This window comes from Panacagrimonas sp., from assembly GCF_965216805.1.
Classification (GTDB): domain Bacteria; phylum Pseudomonadota; class Gammaproteobacteria; order Nevskiales; family Nevskiaceae; genus Panacagrimonas.
Genome location: NZ_CBDCGN010000002.1, coordinates 2,394,176 through 2,411,532, shown reverse-complemented (window position 1 = coordinate 2,411,532; position 17,357 = coordinate 2,394,176). Strand labels below are relative to the sequence as shown.

General features: G+C 66.2%; 14 protein-coding genes. 3 read left to right on the top strand and 11 right to left on the bottom strand.

Going from position 1 to position 17,357, the window contains the following annotated elements; all coding sequences use genetic code 11:
- Positions 1 to 51 precede the first annotated feature (51 nt).
- Positions 52 to 1,230 (bottom strand): alkane 1-monooxygenase, encoded by a 1,179-nt coding sequence (locus ACOOHP_RS11400; protein WP_420466546.1) that lies wholly within the window; start codon positions 1,228 to 1,230, stop codon positions 52 to 54.
- A 112-nt stretch (positions 1,231 to 1,342) separates the two neighbouring features.
- Here ACOOHP_RS11400 and ACOOHP_RS11395 point away from each other — a divergent pair, with 112 nt between their 5' ends.
- Entirely contained in the window at positions 1,343 to 2,422 is a 1,080-nt protein-coding gene (locus tag ACOOHP_RS11395; protein ID WP_420466545.1) for an AraC family transcriptional regulator ligand-binding domain-containing protein, read from the top strand.
- Here the strand turns inward: ACOOHP_RS11395 and ACOOHP_RS11390 are convergent.
- Positions 2,355 to 3,650 (bottom strand): HlyC/CorC family transporter, encoded by a 1,296-nt coding sequence (locus ACOOHP_RS11390; RefSeq protein ID WP_420466544.1) that lies wholly within the window; start codon positions 3,648 to 3,650, stop codon positions 2,355 to 2,357. The genes ACOOHP_RS11395 and ACOOHP_RS11390 overlap by 68 nt on opposite strands.
- 86 nt (positions 3,651 to 3,736) lie before the next feature.
- Complete coding sequence (locus tag ACOOHP_RS11385; protein ID WP_420466543.1) at positions 3,737 to 4,522, bottom strand: cytochrome C assembly family protein; 786 nt, start codon at positions 4,520 to 4,522, stop codon at positions 3,737 to 3,739.
- A 99-nt stretch (positions 4,523 to 4,621) separates the two neighbouring features.
- On the opposite strand from ACOOHP_RS11385, the gene ACOOHP_RS11380 reads away from it, so the two are divergent.
- Together ACOOHP_RS11380 and ffh are read left to right on the top strand one after the other, a co-directional pair.
- Positions 4,622 to 5,389 (top strand): MBL fold metallo-hydrolase, encoded by a 768-nt coding sequence (locus ACOOHP_RS11380; RefSeq protein WP_420466542.1) that lies wholly within the window; start codon positions 4,622 to 4,624, stop codon positions 5,387 to 5,389.
- A gap of 129 nt (positions 5,390 to 5,518) precedes the next feature.
- Complete coding sequence (gene ffh / locus ACOOHP_RS11375) at positions 5,519 to 6,880, top strand: signal recognition particle protein (RefSeq protein ID WP_420466541.1); 1,362 nt, start codon at positions 5,519 to 5,521, stop codon at positions 6,878 to 6,880.
- Between the two features lie 136 nt (positions 6,881 to 7,016).
- On the opposite strand, the gene tagF is transcribed toward ffh, so the two are convergent.
- The 8 genes from tagF to ACOOHP_RS11335 form a co-directional block, all read right to left on the bottom strand.
- Entirely contained in the window at positions 7,017 to 7,733 is a 717-nt protein-coding gene (gene tagF, locus ACOOHP_RS11370) for a type VI secretion system-associated protein TagF (protein WP_420466540.1), read from the bottom strand.
- Positions 7,733 to 11,344 (bottom strand): type VI secretion system membrane subunit TssM, encoded by a 3,612-nt coding sequence (tssM, locus tag ACOOHP_RS11365; RefSeq protein WP_420466539.1) that lies wholly within the window; start codon positions 11,342 to 11,344, stop codon positions 7,733 to 7,735. Before tssM ends, tagF begins: the two co-directional genes overlap by 1 nt.
- A gap of 36 nt (positions 11,345 to 11,380) precedes the next feature.
- Positions 11,381 to 12,694, bottom strand: a complete 1,314-nt coding sequence (locus ACOOHP_RS11360; RefSeq protein ID WP_420466538.1) for a DotU family type VI secretion system protein — start codon at positions 12,692 to 12,694, stop codon at positions 11,381 to 11,383.
- A gap of 13 nt (positions 12,695 to 12,707) precedes the next feature.
- A complete protein-coding gene (tssK, locus tag ACOOHP_RS11355; RefSeq protein WP_420466537.1) occupies positions 12,708 to 14,042 on the bottom strand; it encodes a type VI secretion system baseplate subunit TssK in 1,335 nt (444 codons plus the stop codon).
- Between the two features lie 35 nt (positions 14,043 to 14,077).
- A complete protein-coding gene (gene tssJ, locus ACOOHP_RS11350; RefSeq protein ID WP_420466536.1) occupies positions 14,078 to 14,572 on the bottom strand; it encodes a type VI secretion system lipoprotein TssJ in 495 nt (164 codons plus the stop codon).
- Positions 14,573 to 14,617: 45 nt separating this feature from the next.
- The gene (tagH, locus tag ACOOHP_RS11345; protein ID WP_420466535.1) at positions 14,618 to 16,468 is read right to left on the bottom strand and encodes a type VI secretion system-associated FHA domain protein TagH; all 1,851 of its coding nucleotides are present in this window, start codon (positions 16,466 to 16,468) and stop codon (positions 14,618 to 14,620) included.
- A gap of 139 nt (positions 16,469 to 16,607) precedes the next feature.
- On the bottom strand, positions 16,608 to 16,937 hold the full coding sequence (locus ACOOHP_RS11340) for an FHA domain-containing protein (RefSeq protein ID WP_420466534.1): 330 nt from the start codon (positions 16,935 to 16,937) through the stop codon (positions 16,608 to 16,610).
- Between the two features lie 18 nt (positions 16,938 to 16,955).
- Positions 16,956 to 17,357, bottom strand: a complete 402-nt coding sequence (locus tag ACOOHP_RS11335; RefSeq protein ID WP_420466533.1) for a DUF4150 domain-containing protein — start codon at positions 17,355 to 17,357, stop codon at positions 16,956 to 16,958.

Genomic DNA, 17,357 nt, shown 5'->3' with positions numbered 1-17,357 from the left:
CCTTGGCTGCTGCTGTCGCGCCGGGTCAGGTCATACCGGTGGTCAGCACAGCTACCCGCCGGTCTCTTGCGGCTGACTGCCGTAGCAGGCCAGCAAGCGCGCGCGCTGCGACGGTTGCAGGTTGGCTTTGCCGAGATCGCCATGGTGATAGGCCGCCACGTGGCGATCCATCAGCCGATACCAAAGCGGCGGGAAATACACCAACGGAATCAGGGTGGCGTAGCCGGCGGGCAGCTGCGGACTTTCATCGAAGTGCCGCAGGGCCTGGTAGCGTCGCGTGGGGTTGGCGTGGTGGTCGGAGTGCCGCTGCAACTGGTACAGCAGCAGATTGGTGACGACGCGATTGTTGTTCCAGGAATGCTTGGGCTGGACGCGCTCGTAGCGCCCGCTGCTGTCCTTGGCCCGCTTCAGGCCGTAGTGTTCGAGGTAGTTCACTGCTTCGAGCAGCGACGCGCCGTAGGCGGCCTGCAGGACCAGGAACAGCAAGGCACCCCAGCCCAGCCAGGCGGTCAGCGAACCGAACAAGAGCACCGTCATGGCCCAAGCCTGCAGGTTGTGATTCTGCCAGTGCCAAACCGGCTTGCCGCCGCGGCCCAGGCGTTGCGCTTCCAGATGCCAGGCCGAGCGGATGCTGCCGACGACCGTGCGCGGCAGGAACGCCCAGAACGATTCGCCCATACGTGCGCTCGCCGGGTCTTCCGGGGTTGCCGCGCGGACGTGGTGGCCGCGGTTGTGCTCTATGAAGAAGTGCCCGTAAGCCACTGGTGCCAGAGCAATTTTTGCCAGCCATCTTTCCACTGCGCCGGTCTTGTGGCCAAGCTCGTGAGCGGTATTGATGCCGACGCCGTTGACGATGCCGACGGTGGCGCCCAGGCCCAGCAATTCCCACCAGGCCAGGTTGCCGGACGTGGCGAGCCATACGCCGAGCACCGTGGCGGCGTACTGCAGGGGAACGAAGGCATAGGTCACCCAGCGATACCAGCGTTGCTGTTCGAGCTCGGCGACGACCGCCTCCGGCGGGTTGCTGCAGTCGTCGCCGATCCAGCCATCGAGCAGCGGCACGATGCCATACAGGAACACTGGCCCGAACCACCACATTGTGCCGGAGCCGGTGATCTGCACCAGCGCGTAGCAGATGAAGGGCAACAACGGCACCAGCATTCCCAGCGCCCACCAGGGTTTGCGGGCGTCGATCCAGTGCGCTGTGTGCGGGTTTGCGAGGGTCGTCATGGGGGGGGCCGAAGCTATGGGCCAAAGCTGTTCAGGGAGGTCTTCAGGGTGTCGACGCGCCGATCATCGGGCTTGTCATTTACCGACCCGATGTTGTCATATTGCGACTTACATGACGCTGATCGCCCCGACCCCGATCTATCTGCCCGCGCGTTACTACGCCGTGCTGGCCGGCCGCCTTCAGCAGTGGGGCGTGGACCTGGCCGCGCTGCTGACCGATGCCCACATCGAGCCCGCCGCGCTGATGTCGCCCGAAGGGCAATTGCGGCCCGAGCAGGTCGAACGTCTGATCGAACTGGCGGCGTCGCGCTGCAACCGCAGCGACTTGGGATTTGAGCTCGGCGGCATGCTCAAGCTCAGTTCTCACGACATTCTCGGCTACGCGATGCTCAGTGCACCGACCGCCGACCAGGCATTGCGGCTGGCGTCGCGCTATTTCGGTCTGATCACCCCCACCTATGCCCTGCGCTATCGCAGCGATCCACGCCAGGCCGAAATCGTGCTGCGGCCGCTGCTGGCGCAGGGCAGCCTGGTGAGCCAGGTGCACCTTGAGGCGATGGTGGTGGCGTCCTATCAGCATGTCCGCGTGCTGTTGTCGGGGCAGGCGCCGCACTGTCGCATCGAGCTGGCGTTCGATGCGCCTCCGCACGCTGGGCGTTATCGCGAGCTGCATGCCGCCACCGTGCATTTCGGACTGCAGCATCTGCCGGGCGCGCGCATCGTGCTGGACCCGGAGCAGATGAGACAGCCGTTGGCGATGGCCGACGACAACGCGCTGAGAATGGCGGAAGCCCGATGCGCCGCCCTGTTTCAGCGCATCACCCATGCCTCCAGCCTGACCGATTGGGTGTGCATGATGCTGCGCGAGGCGTCCGAGGGGCAGCCCGGCCTGGTTGAAATTGCCGGCATCCTGAACCTGTCGCCGCGTACCCTGGAACGGCGCCTGAAGCTGGAAGGCAGCGGCTTTCGTCACTTGGCGCGACGGGCGCGCTTCGAGGCGGCCTGCGCACTGCTGGCGGCGGGACGCCTGAGCGTGACCCAGATCGCCTACCAGCTCGGCTATACCGACGTCGGCAACTTCACCCGAGCGTTTCGTCGCGAGGCAGGTGTGCCCCCCAGCCGCTTCATGCCGCCCGCGTCGCCAGCGACAAGCCCTTCTTCGACGGTGGTGGCACCACCCGGGTCGCCTTGACCGCGTTGGAGCGGGTTTCGGTGATCTCGAACAGATAACCGCCGATTTCCACGCGACGTCCCGGCTGCGGAATGCTTTCCAACTGCTCCAGCAACAGGCCATTGACCGTTTTGGGGCCGTTGGTGGGCAGCTTCCATCCCAGCGAGCGGTTGAGGCTGCGCAAGGTCACCGAGCCGGTCACCCGGTAGGAACCGTCGGGGTCGGCGTAAACGTTCTTGATCCGGGTGGCAGGGTCGGAGGTGAACTCGCCCACCACCTCCTCGAGGATGTCTTCCAGGGTCACCAGACCCTGGATGTCGCCGTACTCGTCGACCACGAAGCCGATACGGCGCTTCTGGTTCTGGAAATTGAGCAACTGCTGATTGAGCGGAGTGCCTTCGGGGATGTAGTACGGTTCCTTGGCCAGGTGCACCAGGCTCTTGGTATCCAGCGTGCCTTCCGACAGCAGGCTCAGCAGCCGGCGCACGTGGATGACGCCGCAGAGCTCGTCGATGGAGCCGCTGAACAGCGGCAGGCGCGTGTGCTGGGTTTTCACGACCTGTTCGCAGATATGCTCCCAGGGCTGCGACACGTCGATGCCGACGATCTCGTTGCGCGGCACCATGATGTCTTCCACCGTGCCCTTTTCCAAATCCAGGATCGACAGCAGCATCTTCTGGTGGCGCTGCGGGATCATGGCGCCGGCTTCCATCACCACGGTCCGCAATTCCTCGGCCGACAGGCTGTGCTGGGCGGCCTCCTCCGGGCTCACGCCCAGCAGGCGCAGCAGGCCGTTGCTGATCAGATTGACCGCCCACACCACCGGGAACAGCAGGCGCAGCAGCGGCCACAGGACATAGGCCGCCGGTAGCCCGATGCGCTCCGGATGCAATGCCGCCAGCGTCTTGGGGGTGACCTCGCCGAAGATCAGCAGCAACAGGGTCAGGGTGCCGGTGGCGATGGCGATGCCGGTGTCGCCAGGAAACAGCCGCAAGCCGATCACCGTCGCCACGGCGGCGGCCAAGCTGTTGACGAAGTTGTTGCCGAGCAGGATGGTGCCGATCAGGCGGTCCGGGCGGTCCAGCAGACTCTGGGCTAGCCGGGCACTGCGCTGGCCCGCCCTCACGCGCGTCTTGAGCCGATAGCGGTTCAAGGTCATCAAGCCCGTTTCGGAGCTTGAGAAGAACGCGGACAGGCCCAGCAGGATAAAGAGCAGCGCAAACAGCGCAGGTAAGGGGATGTCGTTCAAGTGGCGGGCGCGGGCCTTGGCGGCAACGCGATCTAGTTACTGAATGCGTCCTGAAGCTGTCAAGCACGTCAACTTTAAGAATCAATTCAAGACCAATGATTCCCAAAGATTTGTTCCAGAATTGCCTTGCTGCCGAAGTACGCCACGACCAGCGTCGCGTAGCCCGCAAGCGCCCATCGGATAGCCGTGCGACCGCGCCAGCCGTAACGCCAGCGTCCCCATAACAGCACGCCGAAGATCATCCAGGCCGACACCGACAGAACCGTCTTGTGCGCCAGGTGCTGGGCCATCCAGTCGTGCACGAACCACAGTCCGGTCAGCAGGGTGAGGCTGAGCAGGGCGAATCCCACGGCGATGAGCTGGAACAGCACCCTTTCCATGGTCTGCAGCGGCGGCAGGCGCGCACCTGTTGGCGGCACCCGGTGCCGGTGCAGCAGGCGGTCCTGAATCGCCAGCGCGACCGACTGCACCGCCGCCAGGGTCAGCAGGCCTGCCGACAACAGCGACAGCAGCACATGCACGGTGACCTGCCAGTCGCTGACCCGCACCTGGCTGATCGGCGAGGGCACCAGTGCCGCCCACACCGCGAATACCGCGGCCAATGGATAGATCGCGGTGCCGTTGACGGCGATCGGCTCGCGCAGCGCGAACAGCCACAGCAGCACCGCCGACTGCCACGCGAACAGCGAGGCGGCTTCGGTCACGCCGATGCGCAGGCTGCCCTGATGCACCAGGCCCAGGGCCAGCGCGGCGAAGTGCAGCGCCAGCGCCAGCGGCACCAGGGCGGTGGCCCAGCGTGGGCGGTGCCAGGCCAGCAGCGCGCTGAGGCCGTAGATCGGCGCGGCGGCGAGGGAGGCGATCACGGCGTTCATGGACGGCACGAGCATAGCATCGGGCAGGGCCCCAGCCCGACGCAGCGGGCCAGTGGGTGCGTGCTAGCATCGCCCTAAAACCAAGGGCGCACATTCGGTATGCGGATCGAGGTTCTCGGCTGTAGCGGAGGTGTCGGACCGGGTCTGCGCACCACCACGCTGCTGGTAGACGGCACCCTGCTGATCGACGCCGGTACCGGCGTGGGCGATCTTTCCGCCGAGGCGATGCGCCGGATCCGCCGCGTGGTGCTCACGCATGCACACTTGGATCATGTCTGCGGCCTTGCCTTCATGGTCGACAATCTGTTCGGGCTGATCGACGCGCCTATCGAGGTACTGGCGCGCGCCGAGACCCTCGATGCCCTGCGTCAGCACCTTTTCAACTGGGCGCTCTGGCCGGATTTCACTCAAATTCCCAGTGCCGAGCAGCCCATGCTGCGGATGACCGCCTGCCAACCCGGCCAGCGTTTGCCGGGGCTTGCACCGCTGGGGTTGAGCTGTTTCGAGGTCTGCCACACCGTGCCGGCGCTGGGTTACGCGCTGACCGGCCCCAAGCTCACGTTCGCGTTCACCGGCGATACCGGATCCTGTCCGCAACTATGGCCGGCGCTTAACGCACTTCCACGCCTGGATATCCTGATGGTGGATGTGGCGTTTCCCGATGCCGATGCCGAGCTCGGCGCGCTGGCGCGCCACTACACGCCGCAGAGCCTGAGCCGCGATCTGTCGATGCTGCGCCATCGTCCGCAGCTGCTGCTGACCCACCACAAGCCGGGCTGCGAACCGCAACTGCTGCGCGACTGTGCCACGGCCCTGGAGGGCTGGCAGCTGCGGCATGTGCAGCGCGGCGATGTGATCGACATCTGACCCGCCGGTCCGGGTGGGCCCGTCCGCTAAGGCGCCACTACATACGATCGGATCGAGCAAGGCGGCTGCAACGCCAGACCCACAGTCCCGCTAAGCTTGTTGCTGATCCGCAGACGCAAGCTTGCTCCCATGTTCGAAACCCTTACCCAGCGCCTGACCCGCACCCTCGACGCCATTCGCGGGCAGGGGCGTCTGACCCCCGATCAGATCAATACTGCGGCGCGCGAGCTGCGCATGGCGCTGCTGGAGGCCGACGTCGCCCTGCCGGTGATCAAGAGCTTCATCGACAAGGTCAAGGAACGTGCGCTCGGCGCCGAGATCACCACCTCGCTGACGCCGGGCCAGGCCTTCCTCAAGGTCGTCCAACAGGAACTGACCGCAGCTCTGGGCGGCACCTCCGAACCGCTGAATCTGCGCGCACAGCCGCCAGTGGTGATCCTGATGGCGGGCCTGCAAGGCTCCGGCAAGACCACCACCACCGCCAAGCTGGCGCGTCGGCTCAAGGAGGACGAGAAGAAATCGGTGATGGTGGTGTCCTGCGACGTCTACCGCCCGGCCGCCATCGAGCAGTTGCGCATCGTCGGCACTCAGGTCGGCGCGACCGTATTTCCATCAGCCGTCGGTCAGAATCCGGTCGACATCGCGCGTGCGGCGCTGGCTGAGGCCAGGAAGCAGTACGCCGACGTGTTGATCGTGGACACCGCCGGCCGCACCACGGTGGATGCCGAGATGATGGCCGAGATCTCGGCGCTGCACGCCGCGATCGCGCCCACCGAAACCCTGTTCGTGGTCGACAGCATGACCGGCCAGGATGCCGCCAACACCGCCAAGGCCTTTGCTGATGCGGTGCCGCTGACCGGCGTGGTGCTGACCAAGGTCGACGGCGATTCGCGTGGTGGCGCAGCGCTGTCGGTGCGCCAGGTGACGGGGCGGCCGATCAAGTTTCTCGGTGTGGGCGAAAAGACCGACAAGCTCGAAGTGTTTCACCCGGAACGCATCGCCACCCGCATCATCGGCCAGGGTGACGTGCTGTCCCTGATCGAGGAGACCACCAAGAAGGTCGACGCCGACAAGGCGCAGAAACTGGCCAAGAAGCTCACCTCCAAGCGCGGCTTCGACCTGGCGGATTTCCGCGAGCAGATGCAACAGATGCAGAGCCTGGGCAGCTTCGACTCCATCATCGAAAAGCTGCCCGGCGGCGCACAGATGCAGGCGCAGATGAAGAACGTCAACGCCGAAAAGGAAATCGGCCGCACCGTTGCCATCATCAACTCCATGACCGCGCAGGAGCGCAAGTTTCCCGACCTGCTCAAGGCCTCGCGCAAACGCCGCATTGCCGCAGGTGCCGGCGTCGAGGTGCAGGAGGTCAACAAGCTGCTGCGTCAGTTCGACACCACCCGCGACCTGATGAAGAAGATGGCGGGCGGCGGCATGGCCAAGCTGATGCGCCGCTTCGGCGGCAAGATGCCGCCGGGCATGATGCCGCGCTGACGCTGCGCTCCCGCCCGGAGCGACGTCTGCCGGTCGGGCGTCGATCGCGACGGTAAGTCTTGCGGTTTCGGCGGGGTAGAGCTCCTGGGGTCGCCTGCGGCCGAACGCGAGCTACGCCCTTGCCCAGATACCCCCGCTACCCGGATACCCGCAGCATCGCGCTGTAGCTCTCCGCATGCGGCAGGCCGCGGGTGGCGGTGATCCAGGAATGGCCTTCGGGGCCGGCGCTGGTCCACCACACACTGCTGGCGCCGCCGCTGGCGCTGTCGCGGGCCAGGGTGGAGAGCAGGGCGGGGACCTCGCTGTTGGCGCGCAGTTGCAGGCGGTCGAGGTAGGGCGTGAGCGCCTCCAGCGGACGCGGACGGGTGTCGTCCAGCATCAGCGGCGAGGCCAGCGCTGCGAGGCGGTCTTCCAGCACCTGCACCGAGCCTTCGAGATCGAGCATGCCGACCGCTTCGGATTCGAGTGCGACCAGCCATTCCGCCAGGGTACCGAAGGCCAGATCGTGCAGGCCGCCCGGCGGCACGCCGTGGGCGATGGTAAAGGGAAAGTGGCGGTTGGCGCGGTCCACGCTGGACATCATCAGGCCGATCCAGGCGTTGTTGCCGCACAGGCCGGGCGCCAGACAGAAATGCCAGATCGGACTGTTGAGATAATTCGGCAGCCAGTCCTCTCCCATCAGCGCACGGCTGCCGTAGATCACCGATTGCAGCCAGTCGTCCCAGGTACGCACGAACGAGGACGGCAAGCGCCGCCCGGCGAAGTCGCCGAGAAACGGCAGCTTGCCGTACCAGCCGGCCACCGCCGGTTGCCCGCTGCCGATACTGGGCTCGGACTGCTCTTGCGAGCCCATCAGCCCAGACTCCGGGGGCATTGGAACTGGCGGAGCTCGTTGAGCCCGTAGGGGTTCTGCACGCTGCCGGCGGTGACCTCGAAACGTACTTCGCGTCCGTCCAGCGAGAAGGTCACGAACATCTTTTCGGGCTGCGAGGTGCGTTCCACGCGCGCCTTGTCGAACAGGCGGAACAACGCCCACGGTCCTTCCATGGTATAGCCCGACCCGGAGGCTCCGGCAGGCTCGACCGTAAGGCGCACGATGGAGGTTCCGTCGGGACCCGGCCACTGTACCCACTTGGGAACCGCCGGACCGTGGCTGTAGGTGACGCTCTGGCCATCGACTTCGAGCAGGAAGCGGGTGATGCCCGCATCCATGCGCACCGGTTTGAATTCGTAACGATAGGTGGCTTGCTGGCCACCGCGGAAGAACACCCGCTTGATGGTGTCGGCGCGTTCGAACTGCACCAGCGAGCCGGCGAATCCCATCGGCACGCCCTCGACCTTCTTCAGGCTCCAGGGCTTGGTGCTGGTGTCCACGTAGGGCGCCAGGTCGGAGTTGAAATACTGCTCGATCTTGCCGCCCTGGCCGAACAGCGCGCCGAAGTCGTCGGAGGTGACGTCGCGTGCGCTACCGGAGTTGAAGGGGTAGCGACCGTTGATGGCCTGCGCGCAGAAATCGCCGAACGACTGTGCGATCCCCTTGGACAGGTTTTCGCGGGTCTGGCCGAGCACAAGGCTGGTGCCGGTGGCGGACAGGTCCTGCAGTACCGACTTGAACGGTTGCGGCATACGTGCCGCCTCGGCCTTGACCCGGTTGGGGGCGTCGCTGGGCGGAGGCGGGTTGCCGCTCTGCAGCGCGGTCTCGGTGTTGCTGAGCATGATGTAGACGTCGTTGACCAGGGTCAGCGCGCCATCCATCGGTGAAGGGTTGCCGTCGCCCGACCCCAGCACCCAGCCGCGCAGATTGGCGAAGCGATCGTCCACGATGCTCTCCGCGGTCTTGCCGGCGGTGGGATCGTTGCGCGCGCTGGTGTTGCCGCTGCCGAAGAGGTTGCGCAGGCGCTGGGTCTGCGCCTCAAGCTTGTCCGCCGCCTTGTCGCCGAGGTCCCTTTCGTTTTCCTGCGGTTTGGACAGCGTGGTTTCGCGCACCAGCGCCTTCATCAGCACCGGCATGGGTGAATCGGGCGCCGACAGGATGCGCGCGATCTGGATGCTTTCCGACAGATTGCCCGGCCGCTTCAATCCGATATCGGCGATGAACTCGTCCCATACCTGCACGTAGTCCTGCAGGTAGAGCTTGCGCACCGCCTCGGCGACTTCGCCGGAACCGAGCATGGCCTTTGCCGATTCAACCACCTCCGGCGAATCGCTGGTTCCCAGCACCCAGGACTGTTCTTCGGCGAGCTGCTTGGAGACTTCGCCGACCCGGGTCTGGAACGCCTGATGGTAACCGTCGTAGGAGAACATGCCCGGCACGCCTTCGGACAGGGGCTTGCCGCTACGCCGCTGGAAGACCAGCGGTGCGCTGGGGCCGCCCTTGGCCGCCACCGTGAACGCCGGGTATTCGGACCCGATGCCCTCGCGCTTGAGCCGGCTGTAGACGCGCTGCGGCAGCTCATAGCGGGTCAGTGCACTGCGCGCGCTGGCCACCAGCATCGGATCGGCCGGCAGCGGCGAAGAGTAATCGTCCTGGTTGAGCAGCGCTGCCAGGTGTTCCGACAGGGCGGCACGCTGATCGGTGCTGACATCGCGCGGCAGCGAGGTTTCCCAGTCGAATTCGATCAGCGCGGACGCGTACCCGGGGTCCAGGCGCAGGCGGTCCTGCAGCATCAGGTAGACCTTGAGGACTTCATAGGTCTGTTCGAGGTCGTCGGCGGGAATGTTGCGCAGCCGATCTTCTACCCGGTACAGCAGCCGCGGCAGAAACGCGCTGCGCAACAGGTTGCGATACGCCTGCGAGGTGCCGGCCTGCAGCTTGTCGCCCTGGTAGAGGCCATAGGTCATGGACAGCGGCACGCCGTCGATCAGGCTGTCGGTGCGTGGAATCTGGCGTACCGCATCGAGCGTCGGCAGCAGTGTCACGACATTGGTGTCGGCCACGGCGGGCAGCGCGGCCACTTCTTCGCGCACCACCTGTGCTCGGGTGGCCACCTCGCCGACATAGCCGCTGTTGCGCGCGTACGACACGATCCAGGCCAGCAGCAATCCCAGCCCGATGACACCGCAAGCGGCGTAGCCCACCCAGTGCAAGGTCTGCCGGCGTTTTTCCCATTTCAGGTTGGTTCCGGCCAGCGCCTGTTCGCCGAAGATCACGTCGCCCAGCAGGCGCGTGAGAAAGTAGCTGCGTCCGCTGGAAGTCTGCAGCGCCAGCGGATTGCCGTCGAAGCCGAAGGCACGCGCGATGTTGCCGACCACGCGGTCGATCGGACGCCCTTCCTGCGTACCGCTGGTCATGTACACCCCACGCAGCAGCGGCGCTGCGCCGTAGCGCGAGGTGACGAAGACCTGACCCAGAAAGTCCAGCACCGCGGGCTTGAGGACTGCCACCTGCTGCGGAAAGCCGAAGATCAGCGCGCGCTTGCCCAGATCCTTTTCGTCGCGCAGGCGTTGCGGCTGGCGCTCGAACAGGCGGCGCATCAGGCCCTCCCATTCGCGCTCCATCGACAGCAGCGGGTCCGGTGCGTCGGGCTCCTGAGAATAGGGGAAGGTGGTGCCCCACACCTGCGCACGCTCTTCCTTGCTCAGGTCCGAGAAAAATTCGGTGAAGCCGGCGAGCAGATCGACCTTGGTCAGCAGCACGTAAACCGGGAAGCGAATCTGCAGGCGCTCGTAAAGTTCTTCAATGCGCGCACGCGCGGCCTCGGCGTGTGCTGCACGCTCGCGCGGCGACTGCGTGAGCAGGTCGCCTGCGCTGATGATCAGCAGGATGCCGTTGATGGGACGGCGCGGGCGGAACCTGCGCAGCAGATCGAGAAAGCCGCTCCAGGCCGCCTTGTCCACCGCCTGGTCGGAATCCTGGGTGGTATAGCGGCCGGCAGTGTCGATGAGCACGGCCTCATCGGTAAACCACCAATCGCAGTTGCGAGTGCCGCCGACACCCTTGATCGCCTGCGCGCCGCCGGCCTTGTCGGCCAGCGGAAAGCGCAACCCGGAGTTGATCAGCGCGGTGGTCTTGCCCGAACCGGGCGGCCCGATGAACACGTACCAGGGCAGCTCGTACAGATACTGTTTGCGGGAACGCGCCAGCAATCCCGACAGCCCGCCGGCCTTGCTCGAAGTGCGCAGCTTGCGCAGTTTGCCGACCGCCTCTTCGAAGCGTTCGGCGAGGAGCTGAACTTCCTGCTGCGATTCGCTGGGGCCGGCAACGTTGGCGGCTGGCCCCTTGGTCAGGCCTTCCACCAGGCGCTTGCTGGCGCGGCGGGTCTTGTACCAGCGCCAGGTCCGCCGCAAGGCATAGATGAGCACGAACAGGCCGATCAGCAGCCAGCGGATCCAGGCCGCCTCCAGCGGGCGCCAGCCACCGATGGCGATCAGGGGTCCGACATACCAGACCACCAGCGACAGGGCGCCCAGTCCGAGCGATCCGATCAGCAGCGGGTGGGTAAAGAAGCGAAGAATTCTGCTCATGCGGAGCGGTCCATCCGGGTGGCGTGGAGTGCAAGCTCAGTCGACCAGCACCTGAACCTCGACGCGCCGGTTCTTGGCGCGATTGGCCGGCGTGTCGTTGGGCGCGATGGGTTCGGATTCGGCGCGGCCTTCGGAGCGGATACGCGCCGGGTCGACGATGCGTGCCATGCGCTGGGCCACCGTTTCGGCGCGCGCGGTGGACAGGTGCCAGTTCGAAGGGAAGCGCACCGAGCGGATCGGCGCGTTGTCGGAATGACCGATCACCAGCACTTTGCCGGGCACCTGATTGATCGCCTCTGCAATGCGGTCGATCAGCGGCACCATCTTGTCCGGCACGGTGTTGCTGGCCGGCGCAAAGAAGCCGTCGGAACGGATGGTGACCACGCTGCGGTCGTCGTAATCGCCCACGTCCACGTACTGAGCGGCGATGTCCTCGGCCAGCAGGCCACGCAATCTCGGTGGCACCGGTTTCTGGGCCGGCGCCGCAACGCGCCCCTCCGCCTGCGGCGCCTGGATACCCAGCACGCTGGCGAACACCGGGTCCGACTTGCGATTGAGGACGGTGCTGAGGATGACGAAGGTCAGAGTCAGGATCAGCGCCGTGGCAGCCGCCACCACCCACAACGGGAACAGGCTGATGATGGCGTTCTGCCCGAACGCGGCGCCTTTCCAATTGGGGCTCAGTTCGCGTTCGACGTCGCCGCGTTCGCGGCGCAGCACTTCGAACAGGCGTTCGCGTACCTGCAGGAGCTGCGCCTGGCCGTTATCGACCACGCGGAAACGGCCCTGGAAACCCATTGCCAGGCAGACTTCCAGCAGTTCCAGCAGGTCGCGGTTGGCGCCGGGGTTCTCGGCCAGCTTGGCCAGCAGCTGAAAGGTTTTTTCGCCGCCCCAGGCTTCGTTGTGGAAACTCACCAGCAGGCTTTGTGCGCTCCATTGACCGGAACCGCCCCAGGGCGTGTTGGCCGCGGTTTCATCGACGAACGTGCATAGCGCGTAACGCGCGGCCACGATCTTTTCCGGAGCCAGATTGGCCTTGCGCGCGCTCTGTTCGAACGAACGGATGCCGGCAATCAGGCTGCTCTTGACGGCGTTGGGATCGGCCTGCACCGAGCCTCGCAGCTGCGGAATCAGATCCAGGATCGGCGTCGCGGCCGCCAGCAGCGGATTGGCACCGACGGCATCCGGCAGATCGACAGCCGCCGCCGGAGCGTGCGCCGCGGGCGGTGGCGCGGCAGGCCGCGGGGCGGGGGTATCCGGTGCCTTGGACTGGGGCCGACGCGGGGTTGGCACCATGATGGTGCGATCGTCGCTGCGCGGCGCAAAAGGATCGTCCGGATCGGTTGCCATGGCTGTCTATGCCTTATGAACGGATGGCCCAACATTCCATCTCGAGCCCGGGAAACTCGCCTGCGATATGCATGGCCAGTCCGGACCCGCGCTCGAGCTGCTTCCACAATTCGGTGCCGCGCTCCAGCTCGAAATAATTGAAGCCGGCGTGAAACGGGATTTGCCGCGGTGCCACTGGCAGCGGCTTGAGCGCGATGCCGGGCAACTGCATGTTGACCAGGTCGCGCAGCTTTTCCGCCGGCCCGATCTTGACTTGCGCGGGGAAGCGCACGCGCAACTGCTCCGCCGGCACCTGCGCGTTGACCGCCAGCACGAAGCCGGCGGTGCGGACCAGATCCTGATCGGGTATCACCGCCACGCGCACGCCGAACTTGCGTTCCTGCAGCTCGATGGGAACCGCCTTGGTCTCCATCACCACGCTCAGGCTCGCGCGCAATTCCTTCATCAGCGGCGGGAAGCACTTTTCGGGCTCGGGGTGCAGGTAGCGCGGATACGCGATTGGCCGGCGATTGTCGCGAAAGGTGGCGAAATCGCCCGCCATGGTCACGCCGAGTTGATAAAGACGCTCGGGGTGCAGCGGACCGATGCCGCGCAGGTGCGCGATCAGCGGCTCGTAGCGATTGACGGTCTGCAGGAACAGGAAGTCGGAAATCTCCGCCACACCGCCGCGGCCGGGATGGGCCAGGCGCGAAGACAGCGCTTCGCCGCGCTGATGCAGCATGCCCTCGATCTCTTGCAGGTACGCCGACAGCACGGGGCTGACCGAGACGGCCAGCGTCGGCGGGATGTATTGACGGTCCAGTACGACGAGGTTGTCGGCGCGCCGCTCCAGCACCCGCGTCACCCCCAGGGTCACCCAGCCGTCGGTCTTTTCGCGCGCCGGCAGCAGGCGCAGCTTGAGATCGGCCACCCGCAACGGCGCGCTGCTTTCCGAGCCGCTGTTGTGGTCGGTGACCTCGAGGTCGCTGGCGCGATAGCGCGCGAAGCTGGCGCCGTCTTCGCCGTCGGCATCCACTGCGGTCGAGCCGTGGCGCCGCGCAGGAGCCGCCAGCATCAGCAATTCGCTTTTGGAGTCCGGCGGAATCTCCAGCGCCAGTGGCGCGTCGTCGCTGTCCGGAAAATCGAAGGGTGTACCGTCAGGCAGCACGCCGCGCGCGGCGGTCAGGCTGACCTTGCCCAGCGCCAGTGCAGCCTCATCGATCACCAGATGCGCAAAGCCCCAGGGATAGGCGCTGGTCTCGCCCACCCGGTTCTCCAGCGTGCGCTCCAGGTAACGATCCTGCTGCTGGAAATGCTGCGGCTGGAGAAACATGCCCTCCGACCAGACGACTTTCTTGCTCCAGGACATGGTGCTCGGATCCAGTGTGTGTGCGAAGTCCGGGTTTATTCTTCTTTGCCGGACGCTTCGAGCGACAGCTCGATGGAATTGGCGCCCGCGCTCACCGCGAGCACGCCGTTGGCCCCGGGTGGTACCGCCAGCAACCCGCGCCAGGTGGATCGCTCGACGTCGCGATAGGCAGCCATGACGCCGACGAAGGTCACGTCGGGCGCGTACTCGCGCGGCAGGGTCAGGGTCTGGCCGGGCTGCAGGATGAACTCCTCGCGCTTGGCCAGATCCGCCGCCAGCATCTGCTCGTCTTTTTCGAACAGCGAGAAGAAGTCGGCAGCTGCAAAACCATCCTTGGCGCGCAGGGCGTACAGGCGTATCAGCAGCGGGGAAGGGCGGCCATCGGCGTCGGGATTGATGTCGGCGCCGGCCAGGATGGCCAGATCCAGCCGCGCTGGCTGCGGCTCGTCGGGTTTGCGCGCACCGCAGGCGGACAGGACCAGCACGGCGACGGCGATTAGCGCGAATGCGCGCAGGCGGGGAAGGTTCATGACTGGAGGCGGGATTGGCATGAGGCGGTGGGGATCATGGTTCGGTCACGGGCCTTTTTTCTGGCGCTGGCGTTCCAGCGCCGCCACATGTTCTTCATAGGCGCGCAGGAACTCGCGGCCGAACAGCGCATGGAAGTCCTCCTCGGCCTCCAGCGCCAGCTGTCGGTACAGCTCGCCAAACATGTCCCACAGCTTGGCCTTACGGTTGCCGCCCAGCATGCCCAGGCCACCCTTTTCCGGCACACGCGATTCCAGCAGGGTGGGATCGAAACGCTTGAGTACTCCGGACAGCGCTGCCCGCAGGCCGGCCATGAAGCCGAACTCATGGGCGCGCAGGTCGGCATAGGCATCGCGCATGGCCTCTTCGGCGCCCATGAAGCCAGGCATCTGCGGCCCGAACAGGTAGCGCAGGGCCAAGCGTGCATCCGGCGAGAACTTGAGCGGGTTGTTGCGCCCGCTGGCAATCATGGTGACGTCGGCACGCATCTCGCGCTTGACCGTGCCACGTGCATTGAGCAGCGCGATGGTGCCGGCCGTGGACTCGTTCATCAGTTTGCCGATGCGATACATCAGCTCCGGCGTCAGCGTATCAATCACCAGATCCTGTGCGTCGAGACCGGCGAGCAAGGCTTCCAGCAACTCGGCGCGGTCGGCGGGCAGGGCAGGCGGAGCGGCGGCCTGCGGAGTCGGCGGCGGTGGCCGTTCGTAGCTGCGCGTGGGGACGGGCGGGTTCGCCGGTGCCGCGGCAACGGGTGCCGGCGACAACGGTGCGGGCTCCGGTGCAGGCACTGGAGGCGACGACAGCAGGTCGCCCGGAGAAGCCTGTGGCGAAGATTCCCGGGACGGCGCGGGCGCGTCGAAATCGAAATCCACCGCTGCCGGTGGCGCGGGCGGTGAAGTGGGTCCGGTCGAGGCCGGGGCAGGCGTGTCCGCGGCGCCGGCCTGAAGACCGAAGATGTCGTCGAGGTCGACATCCGGCAAGGTCGCTTTCGGCGCAGCCGACGCCGGCGGGGCCTGCGGTTCCGGCGGTGGGCTGGCGGGACTGGCGCTGGGCGGTGCGATGAACGGGGAATTGATCTCCGCTACATCGTCGGCCACCGCGTCCTGGGTCGCCTTGCGCGGACTGCCTAGCCACTGCGTGATGCCGCTGTCATGGCTGCCCGGTGTGCCGGTCGGTTTGCCCAGAGGCCCGTCGAGAAATGGCTCGGCAGGGGAACCGGAGCTGAGGCCGAACATTGCGTCCAGACTGCCGGAGCCCGGTGCATCGGGACTCGAATGCAGACCGCTGAAGGCATCGTCGGAAATTTCGGAACCCAGCGGCAGCTCCGAATCGGGAGAGGCCGGCGGTGGCGCCATCAGGTCGAAGTCGTCCGGCAGGCCACCGCCCGGGGGGGACGATGAGGGCGGGGGAGACGGCGGCGCAGCCGAAGGCGAGAATCCGAGATCGGCGAAGGGATCGTTGGCCTGCGCGCCGCCACCCGCCGCCGGTCCCCCGAGCAGATCGTCGAAAAGATTGTTGCCCGCGCTGGGCGTCGACGATGCGGCACCCAGCAGCGGCGAGTCGGCCACTGTCGGTGCCTGCGGAGCGCCGCTGCTGACTTCGAGTTCGAACGGGCCGATGCTGATCTGATCGCCCGGCTTGATCGCCGCGCTGTTGCCCTTGCCCAGGGCGTTCCCGTTGACGCGAAGGGCATTGGTGCCTTGGTCGGTGATCAGGAACTGACCGCCGTTGTGGCTCACGGTGGCGTGCACCCGGGAGACGGAACGCTTGTCGTCCGTGAGCACCAGCGTGCAGTCGGCGCTGCGGCCGATGGTGCCGCCCAATTCGTCGAAGCGCACCGCCTGCGCCGCGGGCGGCGGCCTGCCTTCAACTCGAACAATTCCGACGGTGATCACCCGGTACGTCCCCCTGGCTCTGGTGTCGCCGAGAGTTTACGGCCACAGGCCTGCCCTGGTAACGCGCGCTTGGGGATCTGCGTCACGATTGTCTGCGACACTTTCCGCGTCCCGGATCCGGCACGGCATGTCGCCTGGATCACGGACCCACCGCTGAGCTGCGTCGATACCCCGCAGAGGGCAATGCCAGCAGACGGTAGGCGCCCATCTCGATGGTGGCCTGTTCGAGCAGTGGCACTTCTTCGCCGATCTCCAGCGGCGTTCCGTCGACGATCAGAGGATTGGTGCCCCGCGCCACCAGTTTGACCACCCCTTGTCTGTCCAGGAGCTGCGCCTGCACGCGTGACAGGGTCCTGCCAGGATCCGGCAGGCTCAGGTGGTTGTCTGCCGCACGCCCGATGGTGCCGCCGGACGGGCCGATCTCCACCGCCACTGGCGGGTTGGGTAGCGCACCGTCGATTGCGATCACCTCGATCCTGACCATGGCTCAAGGGGCCAGAATCAGGACCAACGGCTGGCTGGGCACGATGCGGCATCCCGGCGCATTGGTGCTGTTCTGCAGAGACATGCTGGTCAGGCGGGTCGCCGGCTGTCCCAGGTACAGCACCGTGAACGCCCCGGTCAGGTGGCGGCTCGGACCCATGACGGTGCCGGAGGCCACGCCCAGGGCCACACCGGGGTTGTCGCCGTTGGTCATGGGGATGGTGGTGGCCATGTTGTGCACGGGCATCCCCATGATGAGGATGGTCGGCACGTTCGGGATCGCCATCGGGCCCATCGCGACATTGGGATACGGGATGGGGATGGGCGCCGGCGCTGGCGGCGCTGGCGTAAGGCATACGTCCGGGAATGCCATGTCGGTTCCCATCATCTGGGTGTTGGCGAACAT